The organism is Sphingomonas lycopersici, from assembly GCF_026130605.1.
GTDB classification, from domain to species: Bacteria; Pseudomonadota; Alphaproteobacteria; order Sphingomonadales; family Sphingomonadaceae; genus Sphingomonas; species Sphingomonas lycopersici.
Map to the genome: position 1 here is coordinate 131,527 of NZ_JANFAU010000002.1, position 13,429 is coordinate 144,955.

Consider the following 13,429-nt stretch of genomic DNA (forward strand, 5'->3'; position numbering starts at 1 on the left):
ATGAGGATGTGGATCACCGCGTTTCTGCTGCTGCTCGCCGCATCGCCGGCGCTCGCCGCGCCCGATCCGGGGCGCGAGGCGAGCGCCGCGTGGCAGGCGACGCGTCAGGGCCGCATCCTCCCGCTCAAGGAGATCGAGCGCCGTATCGTCCCGACGATGAAGGGCGCGCAATATATCGGCTTCGATCTCGAGCTGCCGAGCGGCGTCTATACGCTAAAATTCCTGCGCGACGGCACGGTGATCTGGGTCGATGTCGACGGCCGCACCGGCCAGGTGATCGGGCGCACCGGGCGTTGACAAGCCGTGGATTTCATCGCGCACGCTTCGGTGATAACCGGGCAGATACAACCCAAAGGGAGAAACCATGCGCGTCCTGATCGTCGAAGACGAGCCGAATCTCGGCCAGCAGCTCAAGAGCACGCTGGAAGGCGCGGGCTATGCCATCGATCTCGCCACCGACGGCGAGGAGGGACATTTCCTGGGCTCGACAGAAAGTTATGACGCGATCGTGCTCGATCTCGGCCTGCCGGAGATCGACGGGCTGACCGTGCTCGATCGCTGGCGCAAGGAGGGCAAGACCACCCCGGTGCTGGTGCTCACCGCGCGGGATAGCTGGTCGGACAAGGTCGCCGGGCTCGATGCGGGCGCCGACGATTATGTCGCCAAGCCGTTCCAGACCGAGGAATTGATCGCCCGGCTGCGTGCGCTGATCCGCCGCGCGTCGGGCAACGCCTCGTCGGAGCTGACCGCGGGCGATGTCCGGCTCGATACGCGCTCGGGCAAGGTAACCCGCGCCGGCGAGCCGGTGAAGCTCACCGCGCAGGAATATAAATTGCTCAGCTATCTGCTCCATCACAAGGGCAAGGTGGTTAGCCGTACCGAGCTGATCGAGCATATCTACGACCAGGATTTCGATCGCGATTCGAACACGATCGAGGTGTTCGTCACGCGCATCCGCAAGAAATTGGGGCAGGATGTGATCACCACGATCCGCGGCCTCGGCTACAGCCTCGAGGAGCCGACGGCTTAAGCCGCGCGGGGCCGATGACCGCCGACGTACAGGAAAGATTTCGCGCGGTTCGCCGCAACGGATCGCTGACGCGGCGGATGATCCTCATCGCGGCGGCGTGGATCCTGCTGCTGCTCGCCGGCGGCGGGCTGGCGCTCGATCGCGTGCTCGCCAGCGCGGTGACGCGCAATTTCGACGACCAGCTCGAATATGTCCTGCAGTCGCTGCTCGTCTCGGCCGAGATCGGCCCGGACGGCGAGGTGATCTTCAACCGCGAGCCCGCCGACCAGCGCTTCTTGGAGCCCTATTCGGGGCTTTACTGGCAGGTCTCCGCGCCGGGGCGGGAGCCGTTTCCGTCGCGGTCGTTATGGGACCGCCAACTCGCGTACGGCGCCAATCACGACGATCGCAGTGTTCACACCTATGATAGCAGCCAGTTCCGCGACGAGAAACTGCGCGTGGTCGAGCGCGACGTCACGCTGCCGCGCTCCAAGACGCGCTGGCGCTTTCAGGTCGCGCAGAGCCGCAGCGGGCTCGATGCGCAGATCGACGTGCTGCGCCGGACATTGGTGCGCAGCTTCCTGCTGCTCGGGCTCGGGCTGATCGTGCTGGCGGCGTTGCAGACCTTTTACGGCCTGCTTCCGCTGCGCAAATTGCGACTGGAGATCGCCAAGATGCGCGGCGGGCGGATCAACCGTATCTCGGGAGACATGCCGGTCGAGGTCGCGCCGCTGGTCGAGGAACTGAACGCGCTCGTCGCGCATAATGAGGTGCAGGCGGAGGAGGCGCGGCGCCACGCCGGCAATCTCGCGCACGCGCTCAAGACCCCGCTGACCGTGATCATGAACGCGGCGACCGCCAATGCCGACGATTTGTCCGAAACCGTGGTGCGCGAGGCGCGGACGATGCGGCGGCAGGTCGATCACCATCTCGCACGGGCGCGTGCCGTCGGCCGGCGCGGATCGGCGCACAGCCGCGCCGAGGTGTGGCCGTCGATCGAATCGGTCGAGCGCGCGGTGCAGCGGCTTTATCCGCATGTCCGCATCGACATGGACGGGCGCAAGGATCTCGTCGCGCATATCGAACGCCAGGATCTCGACGAGATCATGGGCAATCTGATGGAAAATGCCGCGAAATACGGCGGCGGCAGCCTGTTCGTGACGGTCGCGGCGCAGGCCGGATTCGTCGAGATACTGGTCGAGGACGACGGCACCGGCATCCCCGAGGAGGAGCGCGTGCGGATCTTCGATCGCGGCGCGCGGCTCGATACCGGCAAGCCGGGGACGGGGTTGGGCCTCGCGATCGTGCGCGACGTTGCCGAAATTTACGAAGGCACCGTAACGCTTGAAGAAAGCGAGGATCTCGGGGGGTTGTTGGTCCGTCTGCGGCTGCCCATGGCGCAGGCCGAATAGCATTCATTGAGTATTCGGTAACCAACACAGGTTACGACCGGCGCATGGACCGCGTGCGCCGCAATCGCCTGCTCTTGGTGGGCTTCCTCTATTTCATCCTCGTCGCGACCTCGACCCGGCTGGTCACCGACGAGCAGGCGCTGGCGTCGATCTGGCCGGCCAATGCGGTGTTGCTGGCGATGCTGCTGCAGCGCGGAAAGCCGCGCTGGGGCGATGTGCTGATCGCCGGCATCTGCGGCAACGTGCTCGCCAACTTCCTGATCCACGGCACCCTCGTCACGCCCTTCTTCTACAGTTTGATCGACGTGGGCGAGGCGATGCTGGTCGCCGTCGCGCTGCGCCGGACGATGGACATGGAGGAAATGCTCGGCGCGCCGGAGAATGTCGGCCGGTTCGTCTTATGGGCCGGGGGCATCGCGCCGGCGGTGAGCGGGCTGGGCGGCGCGGGGATCGCCTGGGCGTTCCTTCACGAAGATTTCCTCGCCTCGCTCCATACCTGGTATCTCAGCGACGCATTGGGGCTGCTGATCTTCACGCCGTTCTTCACCTCGTTGCTGGCGGGCGAATATCGCCAGTCGTTCCTCGAAAAGAGCCGGCGCGAGCGGATCGAGGCGCTGGCGATCCACCTGCTGGTGCTGGGCACCGCGATCGGGGTGTTCATGTGGGCACCCCCGGCGATGCTGTTCCTGCTGTTCGCGCCGCTGATGCTGGTGACGTTCAAGCTTGGCCGACTGGGGACGCAGGTGGCGATCATGATCGTCACGATCACCGGGGTGATCGGCACGCTGGTCTATCCGTCGTCGGCGCTTCACGGGCAATCGACCGCGCAGCATCTGCACCTGTTGCAATTCTTCCTTGCGCTGATGCTGCTCACCTGCCTGCCGGTGGCGGCGAGCCTGTCGGCGCGCAACCGGCTGACGCGGCGGCTGGCGGACAGCGAACGCCAGCTTCGCGCGCGCGAGGGCGATCTGATCCGCATGGTCGCGACCGATCCGCTGACCGGGCTGCTCAACCGCGCCGCGTTCAACGAGCAGGTCGAGGAAATCCACCCGGAAACGCGCGTCGCGATCGCGATGCTCGATGTCGACCGCTTCAAGCAGGTCAACGATCAGTTCGGGCACGATGCCGGGGATCGCGCCTTGATCCATTTTGCGCGGCTGATCGGCGGCGGGGTGCGGCAGGGCGATATCGTCGCGCGCGCCGGCGGGGACGAGTTCATCATCCTGTTCCCCGATACCGGCGAGAGCGACGCCGAGACGGTGTGCCAGCGGCTTGCCGCCACGCTTGCGCGGCAGCCGCTGGCGCTCGACGAGCAGGTCCTGCTCGAATTGCGGATGAGCTGCGGCGTCGCGGAACGGCGTGACGGCGAAACGATCGAAGCGGCGATCAGGCGCGCCGATCAGGCGCTCTATGCCGCCAAGGGCGCCGGCCGCGCCCGCGTGACCCGCGCCGCCTGACGCCCGATCACGTCAACTTACGCCGGCTCCGGCGCCTGCATCGCTTCCGCGGCGAGCGCGAACGAGCGTTTGCGCGCCTCGTGGTCGTACATCATGCTGGTCAGCATCACCTCGTCGACCCCGGTGCGCGCGACGAACGCGGCGATCCCGCGCGCCACCTCGTCGCGCGTGCCGATCGCGGTGCATTGCAGGACGTGATTGAGGATCGCGGCATGCTGCGGCGGCAGGCTTTCGCGATAGCCGGCGATCGGCGGGGGCAGCTGGCGCGGGTTGCCGGTGCGTAAGGCGACGAACGCCTGCTGCTGCGAACTGGCGAGAAATTCGGCATCCTCGCGCGTGTCGGCGGCGAAGACGTTGAACCCCGCCATCGCATAGGGGCGGTCGAGCTGGGGCGACGGGCGGAACTCGCGCCGATAGATGGCAAGCGCCTCGTCGAGCGCATCGGGGGCGAAATGCGAGGCAAAGGCATAAGGCAGCCCGAGCACCGCGGCGAGCTTCGCGCCGAACAGGCTCGATCCCAAAATCCACAGGTCGGGTCGCGCGCCGGCGCCCGGCGTGGCGCTGATCCCGGTGCGTCCGTCGTCGGCGAAATAGCTCTGCAATTCGAGCACGTCGTTGGGGAAGGCGTTGGGATCGGTATCGAGCGTGCGGCGCAACGCCCGCGCGACGCGCTGGTCCGAGCCGGGCGCGCGACCAAGCCCGAGATCGATCCGCCCCGGGAACAAGGCGTCGAGCGTGCCGAATTGCTCGGCGATCTGCAGCGGCGCGTGATTGGGCAGCATGATCCCGCCCGCGCCGACCCGGATCGTCTCGGTCGCCTGCCCGACATGCGCGATCACCACCGCGGTCGCGGCGGAGGCGATCCCCGGCATGCCGTGATGCTCCGCCACCCAATAGCGGCGATAGCCGTGGCGCTCGGCGTGACGCGCGAGATCGGCGGCATTGGCGAGCGATCGCGGCACGTTGCCGCCCTCAACCACGGGGACGAGATCGAGCAGGGAGAATGCGGTCATGGCGCAGGATGTGGCGTGACGCGTTGCAAACTGCAACCTCCCGCCCGCTCAATCGTCATGCCGGGCCTGACCCGGCATGACGGAAGAAGCGAGCGCAGCGGAAAAAGGCGGTTCCGCTCAATATCGATCGGCCTTAAAGCCCCCGGCGATGCCACCCTCGCTCGCCCCGATCCGCAACTGGATCTTCGATCTCGACAATACGCTCTATCCGGCGAGCGCCGATCTGTTCGCGCAAATCGACGTCAAGATGACCGCTTATGTCGCCGATCTGCTCGGGACCGATCTGGTCGAGGCGCGCCGCATCCAGAAAGCCTATTTCCTCGGCCACGGCACCACGCTCGCCGGGCTGATGAAGGAGCATAAGGTCGATCCGCTCCATTATCTCGATTTCGTCCACGATATCGAGATGGAGGTGCTGGAGGAGAATCTTCCGCTCGCCGCCGCGATCGCACGGTTGCCGGGGCGCAAGATCGTCTTCACCAACGGCGACGGCCCCTATGCCCGCCGCGTGCTCGACCGGCTCGGGCTCGGCGCGTCGTTCGAGGCGATCCACGATATTCACGCGATGGACCTCGCGCCCAAGCCGGCGCCCTCGGCCTATGCCGGGCTGTGCGCCGCCTTCGGGCTCGATCCCGCGCAATCCTTGTTCGTCGACGATATGGCGCGCAACCTCGCGCCGGCGAAGGCGATCGGCATGACGACGGTGTGGGTCGACAACGGATCGGAACAGGCCGAGGGCACCGACCGCAGCTTCGTCGACTATACCACCCACGATCTGACGCATTGGCTACAGGGAATTTTATGAGCAACAGCGAGCTTGAACAGACGATCGACGCCGCCTGGGAGAACCGCGCGGAGGTCGGCGCCTCTACCGGCGGCGAGGTGCGCGTGGCGGTCGATCGCGCGCTGGCGTTGCTCGATTCGGGCGCGGCGCGCGTCGCCCAGCCCGACGGCAACGGCGGTTGGCAGGTCAACCAGTGGCTCAAGAAGGCGGTGCTGCTGTCGTTCCGCCTCAACGACAATGTGCTGATCGATAACGGCCCCGGCGCGGGCCATTGGTTCGACAAGGTGCCGTCGAAATTCTCGGGCTGGACCGAGGGCGAATTCCGCACCGCCGGTTTCCGCGCGGTGCCGGGCAGCATCGTGCGGCGCGGCGCGTTCATCGGCAAGGGCGCGGTGCTGATGCCGAGCTTCGTCAACATCGGCGCCCATGTCGGCGAGGGGACGATGGTCGATACCTGGGCGACGGTGGGGAGCTGCGCGCAGATCGGCAAGAACGTTCATCTCTCGGGCGGCGCCGGGATCGGCGGGGTGCTCGAACCGCTCCAGGCCGACCCGGTGATCATCGGCGACGGCGCGTTCATCGGCGCGCGGTCCGAAGTGGCCGAGGGCGTGCGCGTCGGCGAAGGCGCGGTGCTGTCGATGGGGGTCTATCTCGGCGCCTCGACCAAGATCATCGACCGCGCGACCGGCGAAGTGTTCCGCGGCGAGGTGCCGCCCTATTCGGTGGTCGTGCCGGGTTCGACCGGGGGCGGCGATCTCGGGCTTTATTGCGCGGTGATCGTCAAGCGCGTCGACGCGCAGACGCGGTCGAAGACCAGCATCAACGAATTGCTGCGGGACTGATTGTAACCCACCGACACCCCGGCCTTGAGCCGGGGTCCATCGGGGGGCAAGCGCGGAGCAAGAGGCTCTGATTGCTGAGTTCGCGGCGCTATGGACCCCGGCTCAAGGCCGGGGTGACGGTGGTTGTATTGGCGCTCACCCGTCGCCATAGTCGCCCGACCTACGAAGGAGTAACCACCGTGTACCACCGGATGAACAACGCCAGCCGCTGTGTCTCGTCCGTCTGCCCGGTGCCTTATGCCTGCCTTCGTCACGCTCGATTCGATTTCCGCCGCCACGCCTGATCGCCAGCGGCTTTTCGACAATCTCACTTTATCGCTCGGCGCGGAACGCGTCGGGCTGGTCGGTCGCAACGGCGCCGGCAAATCCACCTTGTTGCGGATCGTCGCGGGCACCGAATTGCCCGCGGCCGGCACCGTCGCGCGCGCCGGGACGATCGGCACGCTCGCCCAGCATTGGGACGAGCGGGAGAGCGTCGCCGCCGCTTTGGGGGTGAGCGACGGCCTCGCGCTGCTCCGGCGCGTGCTCGCGGGCGAGGGCGAACCCGCCGATTTCGAGACCGCGGATTGGGACCTCGAACCCCGCGTCGAGGCGGCGCTGGCCAGCGTCGGGCTGCCCGATCTGGCGCTCGACCGCGCGATCGCCACGCTGAGCGGGGGCGAACGCACCCGCGTCGGGCTTGCGCGGCTGGCGATCGAGGCGCCCGACGTGCTGCTGCTCGACGAGCCGACCAACAATATGGACGCTGCCGGCCGCGCCGCGGTCAAGGCGCTGATCGCGGGCTGGCGCGGCGGGGTGCTGGTGGCGAGTCACGACCGCGATCTGCTCGAAGCGATGGACCGGATCGTCGAGCTCACCCCGATCGGCATCCGCGTCGTCGGCGGCGGATGGAGTGCCTTCGCCGAGGTGCGTGCCGCCGAGCGCGAGCGCGCCGCGACCGAAATGGAGCGCGGCGAGGCGCGGCTGCGCGACGCGAAGCGCGAGGCACAGGTGCGGCGCGAAACGCAGGAACGCCGCGACCGCGCCGGACGGGCTTATGCCGCGAGCGGGTCGTTGCCGCGCATCGTCGCCGGCGGGATGGCGCGGCGCGCGGAGAATAGCGCCGGGCGCGGCCAGCGCCTCAGCGAACGGCTCGTCGCCGATGCCGCCGCACAGGCGGAGGACGCGCGCGCGCGGGTCGAGGTGCTGACCCCGCTATCGATCGCGCTGCCGCCGACCGGGCTTCCCGCCAATGCCGACGTACTGACGCTCGACGGCGTATCGCTGACGCGCGGCGAGCGGCGCTTCGGGCCGTGGTCGCTCGCGATGCGCGGGCCGGAGCGGGTCGCGATCGCAGGGGCGAACGGCGCGGGCAAAACGACGTTGCTCCACCTCGCCGCCGGCACGATCGACCCCGATGCGGGCACGGCGCGCCGCACCGATCGCGTCGCGATGCTCGACCAGCACGTCACGCTGCTCGACCCCGAAACCAGCATCTTCGCCAACTTCCGCCGGCTCAATCCGGCGCTCGACGAACAGGCCGCCTATGCCGCCTGCGCGCGCTTCGCGTTCCGCAATCGCGATGCGCTCAAGCCAGTGGGAGTGCTCTCCGGCGGAGAGCGGCTCCGCGCGGGCCTCGCCTGCACGCTGGCGGGGGAGCGGCCGCCGTGGCTGCTGCTGCTCGACGAGCCGACCAACCACCTCGATCTCGATTCGATCGAGGTGCTGGAGCGGGCATTGGCGGACTTCGACGGCGCGTTGCTGGTCGTCAGTCATGACCCGGCGTTTCTGGCCGCGGTCGGGGTCGCGCGGGAGCTGCGGATCGCGCATTGACCGTCTCGACAATGCAACCTGCGGCTCTTATCGCCGCGGGACGATTTCAAGGGGAGTTCGATGCCCAAAGCCAGTCAGGTTCTCGATCGCGTTCTCGTGCTCGAGATGGTCCGTGTCACCGAAGCCGCCGCGGTCGCCGCGTCGACGTTGGTCGGGCGCGGCGACGAAAAGGCCGCCGATGCCGCCGCGGTCGAGGCGATGCGTGAGGCGCTCAACAGCCTCGACATGGACGGCACCGTGGTGATCGGCGAGGGCGAGCGCGACGAAGCGCCGATGCTCTACATCGGCGAGAAGGTCGGCAGCGGCAACGGCCCGAAGATCGACATCGCGCTCGATCCGCTCGAAGGCACCACGATCTGCGCCAAATCCGGCCCGAACAGCCTCGCCGTGCTGGCGATCGCCGAGGCGGGCGGGCTGCTCAACGCGCCCGACGTCTATATGGACAAGCTCGCGATCGGGCCGGGCTATCCCGACAATATCCTCGATCTCGACAAGACGCCGACCGAGAATATTCAGGCGATCGCCGCGGCAAAGGGGGTCACCCCGCGCGAGATCATGGCCTGCGTGCTCGATCGCCCGCGCCACGAAAAGCTGATCGCCGAGCTGCGCGCGATCGGCTGCGGCGTGGTGCTGATCGGCGACGGCGACGTTGCCGGCGTGATCGCCACCACCAACCCCGAAACGACGATCGACGTCTATATGGGGTCGGGCGGCGCGCCGGAGGGCGTGCTGGCCTGTGCGGCGCTGCGCTGCGTCGGCGGGCAGTTCAAGGGCCGCTTGTTGTTCCGCAACGAGGATGAGCGCTCGCGGGCGCGCAAATGGGGCATCACCGATCTCGATCGGCAATATGACCTCAAGGATCTCGCCAAGGGCGATTGCATCTTCGCCGCGACCGGGGTGACCGACGGCTCGCTGCTCGAAGGCGTCAAGCGCCACGGCAGCCGCATGACGACCGAAAGCGTCGTGATGCGCGCCTCGTCCGGCACGGTGCGCTGGGTGAAGGGCGAGCACCGCATCGAGCGGTAAGCGGTTCGATTGGGCGTGAATCCATCCCCCCTTCGTCATTCCCGCGAAGGCGGGAGTCCATTAATGCTGTCGTCGCGATTTGATCGCCGAGATCCGAGTGAATGGATTCCCGCCTTCGCGGGAATGACGGGTGGTTTTTCAAAATGACCGCCGCCCTCCTGCTTGTCGCCTTGCTGGCGACGAGCTGGTTTGCGCGAAAGCGGCTCAGGCTCGATTTCGGTAGCGGGCGCAGCCGCGCCTATCTCACGGTCGCGGTGCGGCAGGTGGTAGGGTTCGCGCTGCCCGCACTCGTCATGCTCGCGCTGGCGGGCGAGTGGCGCGCGCTGTCTGAAATGCCGGCGAGCTTCGCCGCGCTGGCGGTTTCGTTCGGTATCGAAGGATGGGTCACCCCCGACGACGGATGGATATTATCGATCGGCGCGCTCGCCGGCACCGTGATCGGCTCGGGCCTTGCCTGGCTGCGCTGGCGGCGCAAGCGCAAGCGCGGCCCGATCTTCGGCGAGCTCGGCTGGCTCCTGCCGCGCGACCGCGCCGATCTCGCGTGGGGCGTCGCGCTGTCGCTGACTGCCGGGGTAACCGAGGAATTGTTCTTCCGCCTCGCTCTGCCGTTGCTCGCCACACTCGCGACCGGCAGCGCACTCGCGGGCCTGCTGCTCGCCGCGATCCTGTTCGCCGGCGCGCATTGGTATCAGGGGTGGAGCGGGGTGGTCGCGACCGGGGTGATGGGGCTGGTTTTCGCGTTGCTCTATCTTGCCAGCGGCACGTTGTGGTTCGCGATCGCCGCGCATATCGTGGTCGATCTCAACGCGCTGGTGATCCGCCCCGCACTGACCGGGGCGTGGCGCCGTGCATGAGACAAAAAGGTTCGTAAACTAAGAACTGGCGCGACCGCCCGGCGTGCTGCTAAGCTGGATGCGCAACCGGAGGGGAGGAATCCGATGATCGATCTCGACGCGATCCACTGTCTGTCGGATATCCCGGCGGCGCAGGCGCGCGCGCGGGGCGATCAGATCGCGTTATTGTTCGAGGGCGACGCGACCAGTTATGCCCAACTCGAAACGCAAACCGATGCGGTCGCACGCGCATTGCTCGCGGACGGGGCGCAGCCCGGTGCCCGGATCGCGGTGCTCACCAAGAACCACGCGCTCTGGTATCCGCTGTTCTTCGGCACGGCGCGCGCGCGGGCCTGCCTGATGCCGGTCAACTGGCGGCTTTCGGTGCCCGAGGTGGCGTTCATCCTCGAAGACGGCGCGCCGAGCCATTTGTTCGTCGGCGAGGATTTCTTCGCCGCCGCGCTCGAGGCGGTGGCCGGGATGTCACGCCGCCCGCAGCTTATCGCGCTCTATGGCGCGCATCCCGAGTTCCTCCCGCTCGATATGTGGCTGGCAAGAGGGGCAGGGCAAGCGTCGCCCGATCGACCGTCGCTCGACGACGACGTGCTCCAACTCTACACCAGCGGCACCACCGGTCGCCCCAAGGGGGTGGTGCTCACCAACTTCAACTATCGCCGCTTCATGGAAATGGCGACCGGGGTCGACGGCTTCGCTTATGAGGCGGGTGAGACGGTGATGATCGTCATGCCGCTGTTCCATGTCGCGGGGACCAATGTCAGCTTCGCCGGGCTGATGCAGGGCGGGCGGATCGTGCTGATCAAGGATTTCACCCCCGCCGGCGCGGTCGCGACGATGGTTGCGGAGCAGGTGAGCCACAGCTTCCTCGCCCCGGCGATGATCCTGATGATGCTCCAGACGCCGGAGATCGCGGACGCGCGTTTCCCGCGGCTGCGCAGCATCGCTTACGGCGCATCGCCGATCGCCGAGGACGTGCTGGCGCGCGCGCAGACCGCCTTCGGGTGTGATTTCGTGCAATTCTACGGGATGACCGAATCGGCCGGCGCCGGCTCCTATCTCTCCCCCGCGGCGCATCGCGCGGGTGGTTTGCTCAAATCCTGCGGCCAGCCGTGGCCGGGGGTCGATATCGCGATCCTCGATAGCGAGGGCCGCGAACTTCCCGCGGGTGAGATCGGCGAGATCGCGATCCGCGGCGATATCGTGATGAAGGGCTATTGGCGCCGCGACGAGGCGACGGTCGAGGCGCTGGCCGGCGGCTGGCTCCACACCGGCGACGCGGGCTATGCCGACGAGAACGGCTATTTCTTCGTCCACGACCGGATCAAGGACATGATCGTTTCGGGGGGCGAGAACGTCTATCCGGCCGAGGTGGAGAATGCGATCGCCGGCTGCCCGGGCGTGGCCGACGTCGCGGTGATCGGGGTGCCCGACGACAAATGGGGCGAAGCGGTCAAGGCGTTGATCGTCGCCGAGGATGACGCGCCGAGCGCGGAGGCGGTGATTGCCTGGGCGCGGGCGCGGATCGCGGGGTACAAGGCACCGAAAACGGTCGATTTCCTCGACGCCTTGCCGCGCAATCCGTCGGGCAAGGTGCTGCGCCGTGAATTGCGCGCGGCCTATTGGGCCGGGCGTGATCGCGCGGTGGGGTGATCACCTGACGGCACGAGCGCGACCTGCGATCCGTTCGCTCTGAGCTTGTCGAAGGGCTGCCCTTCTTCCTTCGAAGAAAAGTGCAGGGCTTCGACAGGCTCAGCCCGAACGGCGAGAGCGAAGCAGATAGTCTATACGCTACCCGCCGAAAACTGCTCGTGGTGGCGGATCACTTCGTCGATGATGAAGCGCAGGAATTTCTCGCTGAATTCGGGATCGAGCTCGGCGTCTTCGGCGAGCCGCCGCAGCCGGGCGATCTGCGCCTCCTCACGGCCGGGATCGGCCGGGGGCAGCCCGGCGGTCGCCTTGTGGCGCCCGACCGCCTGGGTGATCTTGAATCGCTCCGCGAGCAGGCAGACGAGCGCCGCATCGATATTGTCGATGCTCTTGCGATAGCCCTTCAGCACCTCGTCCGGCATTGTGCCTCCCGAATCCCTCATCGCCGCGCCTTTTGCGTGTCCACCGCTTCCGGCGCAAGGCTTGCGTTGCCCTAGCGTATTTTGCCGCCTAGAGCCCGTAACAGATGACCGCCACCATTCACCGCCTCGCCGATCGCCCCCCGTCGCTCGAACCGATGATCGAGCTCGTCGCGGGTGATATGAACATGGTCAATGCGGCGATCCTCGATCGCATGCAGTCGCAGATTCCGCTGATCCCGGAACTCGCCGGGCATCTGATCGCGGGCGGCGGCAAGCGCATGCGCCCGATGCTGACGCTCGCGAGCGCGCGGCTGCTCGGCTATATGGGGACGCGGCATCACCGGCTCGCCGCGGCGGTCGAATTCATCCACACCGCCACATTGCTCCACGACGATGTGGTCGACGGGTCGGATCTGCGCCGCGGCAAGCGCACCGCCAACCTCATCTGGGGCAATCCGGCGAGCGTGCTGGTCGGCGATTTCCTGTTCAGCCGTAGCTTCGAACTGATGGTCGAGGACGGCAGCCTCAAGGTGCTCAAGATCCTGTCCAACGCCAGCGCGGTGATCGCGGAGGGCGAGGTCAACCAGCTCACCGCCGCGCGGCGCATCGATCTGGGCGAGGATCGCTATCTGGAGATCATCAACGCCAAGACCGCCGCGCTGTTCGCCGCCGCCTGCCGCATCGCCGCGGTGGTCGCCGAGCGGCCCGAGGAGGAGGAGGTCGCGCTTGACGCCTATGGCCGTAATCTCGGCATCGCCTTCCAGCTCGTCGACGATGCGATCGACTATGTCTCCGACGCCGGGACGATGGGCAAGGACGCCGGCGACGATTTCCGCGAGGGCAAGGTGACCTTGCCGGTGATCCTCGCTTATGCGCGCGGCTCGGCGACCGATCGCACCTTCTGGAAGGATGCGGTGGAGGGGCGCCGCGACGGCGACGAGGATTTCGCGCACGCGATCTCGCTGGTGCGCGCGACCCGCGCGGTCGACGACACGCTCGCCCGCGCGCGGCATTACGGCCAGCGCGCGATCGACGCGATCGGTCCCTTCGCCTCGGGCAAGGCAAAGGACGCGATGGTCGAGGCGGTCGAATTCGCGGTGGCGCGGGCTTATTGAGGTAACGCGGGACAAACACCGCGCCCGAAATCGAAGCCG

13 protein-coding genes are annotated in these 13,429 nt (G+C 67.4%); 11 read left to right on the forward strand and 2 right to left on the reverse strand.

Translation table 11 applies throughout. The features are described from left to right. The 4 genes from NED98_RS03840 (at nucleotide 1) to NED98_RS03855 (ending at nucleotide 3,878) form a co-directional block, all read left to right on the forward strand. Nucleotides 1-297 carry a PepSY domain-containing protein gene (locus NED98_RS03840; protein ID WP_179511523.1) on the forward strand — a complete coding sequence of 99 codons (297 nt, stop codon included), beginning with the start codon at nucleotides 1-3 and terminating at the stop codon, nucleotides 295-297. Nucleotides 298-364: 67 nt separating this feature from the next. Further along, nucleotides 365-1,030 carry a response regulator transcription factor gene (locus NED98_RS03845; protein WP_179511524.1) on the forward strand — a complete coding sequence of 222 codons (666 nt, stop codon included), beginning with the start codon at nucleotides 365-367 and terminating at the stop codon, nucleotides 1,028-1,030. Nucleotides 1,031-1,107: 77 nt separating this feature from the next. Next, entirely contained in the window at nucleotides 1,108-2,421 is a 1,314-nt protein-coding gene (locus tag NED98_RS03850; protein WP_179513627.1) for a sensor histidine kinase, read from the forward strand. A 44-nt stretch (nucleotides 2,422-2,465) separates the two neighbouring features. Next, on the forward strand, nucleotides 2,466-3,878 hold the full coding sequence (locus NED98_RS03855; protein WP_265269229.1) for a GGDEF domain-containing protein: 1,413 nt from the start codon (nucleotides 2,466-2,468) through the stop codon (nucleotides 3,876-3,878). A gap of 17 nt (nucleotides 3,879-3,895) precedes the next feature. Here NED98_RS03855 and NED98_RS03860 read toward each other — a convergent pair whose 3' ends face one another. Beyond that, complete coding sequence (locus NED98_RS03860) at nucleotides 3,896-4,891, reverse strand: LLM class flavin-dependent oxidoreductase (protein ID WP_265312002.1); 996 nt, start codon at nucleotides 4,889-4,891, stop codon at nucleotides 3,896-3,898. A gap of 148 nt (nucleotides 4,892-5,039) precedes the next feature. Here NED98_RS03860 and NED98_RS03865 point away from each other — a divergent pair, with 148 nt between their 5' ends. The 6 genes from NED98_RS03865 (at nucleotide 5,040) to NED98_RS03890 (ending at nucleotide 11,856) form a co-directional block, all read left to right on the forward strand. Continuing rightward, entirely contained in the window at nucleotides 5,040-5,696 is a 657-nt protein-coding gene (locus NED98_RS03865) for a pyrimidine 5'-nucleotidase (RefSeq protein WP_265269231.1), read from the forward strand. Beyond that, nucleotides 5,693-6,517, forward strand: coding sequence for a 2,3,4,5-tetrahydropyridine-2,6-dicarboxylate N-succinyltransferase (gene dapD / locus NED98_RS03870; RefSeq protein ID WP_265312003.1), 825 nt, complete (start codon nucleotides 5,693-5,695; stop codon nucleotides 6,515-6,517). The genes NED98_RS03865 and dapD overlap by 4 nt, the downstream gene beginning before the upstream one ends. A gap of 237 nt (nucleotides 6,518-6,754) precedes the next feature. Continuing rightward, a complete protein-coding gene (locus NED98_RS03875; RefSeq protein WP_265312004.1) occupies nucleotides 6,755-8,329 on the forward strand; it encodes an ABC-F family ATP-binding cassette domain-containing protein in 1,575 nt (524 codons plus the stop codon). 60 nt (nucleotides 8,330-8,389) lie between these two features. Next, nucleotides 8,390-9,355: a class II fructose-bisphosphatase gene (gene glpX, locus NED98_RS03880; protein ID WP_179511530.1), complete on the forward strand. Its 966-nt coding sequence runs from the start codon at nucleotides 8,390-8,392 to the stop codon at nucleotides 9,353-9,355. A 143-nt stretch (nucleotides 9,356-9,498) separates the two neighbouring features. Then, on the forward strand, nucleotides 9,499-10,209 hold the full coding sequence (locus tag NED98_RS03885; protein ID WP_265312005.1) for a CPBP family intramembrane glutamic endopeptidase: 711 nt from the start codon (nucleotides 9,499-9,501) through the stop codon (nucleotides 10,207-10,209). A gap of 84 nt (nucleotides 10,210-10,293) precedes the next feature. Continuing rightward, a complete protein-coding gene (locus tag NED98_RS03890; protein WP_265312006.1) occupies nucleotides 10,294-11,856 on the forward strand; it encodes a long-chain-fatty-acid--CoA ligase in 1,563 nt (520 codons plus the stop codon). A 131-nt stretch (nucleotides 11,857-11,987) separates the two neighbouring features. Here the strand turns inward: NED98_RS03890 and NED98_RS03895 are convergent, their stop codons facing one another. Then, a complete protein-coding gene (locus tag NED98_RS03895; RefSeq protein WP_265269278.1) occupies nucleotides 11,988-12,275 on the reverse strand; it encodes a chorismate mutase in 288 nt (95 codons plus the stop codon). A gap of 104 nt (nucleotides 12,276-12,379) precedes the next feature. Here NED98_RS03895 and NED98_RS03900 point away from each other — a divergent pair, with 104 nt between their 5' ends. Further along, nucleotides 12,380-13,390 carry a polyprenyl synthetase family protein gene (locus NED98_RS03900; RefSeq protein WP_179511534.1) on the forward strand — a complete coding sequence of 337 codons (1,011 nt, stop codon included), beginning with the start codon at nucleotides 12,380-12,382 and terminating at the stop codon, nucleotides 13,388-13,390. Nucleotides 13,391-13,429: the final 39 nt, after the last annotated feature.

Coding starts and splice junctions, on each gene's coding strand:
- NED98_RS03840 (WP_179511523.1), top strand. CDS start 1: ATGAGGATGTGGATCACCGCGTTTCTGCTGCTGCTCGCCGCATCGCCG.
- NED98_RS03845 (WP_179511524.1), top strand. CDS start 365: ATGCGCGTCCTGATCGTCGAAGACGAGCCGAATCTCGGCCAGCAGCTC.
- NED98_RS03850 (WP_179513627.1), top strand. CDS start 1,108: ATGATCCTCATCGCGGCGGCGTGGATCCTGCTGCTGCTCGCCGGCGGC.
- NED98_RS03855 (WP_265269229.1), top strand. CDS start 2,466: ATGGACCGCGTGCGCCGCAATCGCCTGCTCTTGGTGGGCTTCCTCTAT.
- NED98_RS03860 (WP_265312002.1), bottom strand. CDS start 4,891: ATGACCGCATTCTCCCTGCTCGATCTCGTCCCCGTGGTTGAGGGCGGC.
- NED98_RS03865 (WP_265269231.1), top strand. CDS start 5,040: ATGCCACCCTCGCTCGCCCCGATCCGCAACTGGATCTTCGATCTCGAC.
- dapD (WP_265312003.1), top strand. CDS start 5,693: ATGAGCAACAGCGAGCTTGAACAGACGATCGACGCCGCCTGGGAGAAC.
- NED98_RS03875 (WP_265312004.1), top strand. CDS start 6,755: ATGCCTGCCTTCGTCACGCTCGATTCGATTTCCGCCGCCACGCCTGAT.
- glpX (WP_179511530.1), top strand. CDS start 8,390: ATGCCCAAAGCCAGTCAGGTTCTCGATCGCGTTCTCGTGCTCGAGATG.
- NED98_RS03885 (WP_265312005.1), top strand. CDS start 9,499: ATGACCGCCGCCCTCCTGCTTGTCGCCTTGCTGGCGACGAGCTGGTTT.
- NED98_RS03890 (WP_265312006.1), top strand. CDS start 10,294: ATGATCGATCTCGACGCGATCCACTGTCTGTCGGATATCCCGGCGGCG.
- NED98_RS03895 (WP_265269278.1), bottom strand. CDS start 12,275: ATGCCGGACGAGGTGCTGAAGGGCTATCGCAAGAGCATCGACAATATC.
- NED98_RS03900 (WP_179511534.1), top strand. CDS start 12,380: ATGACCGCCACCATTCACCGCCTCGCCGATCGCCCCCCGTCGCTCGAA.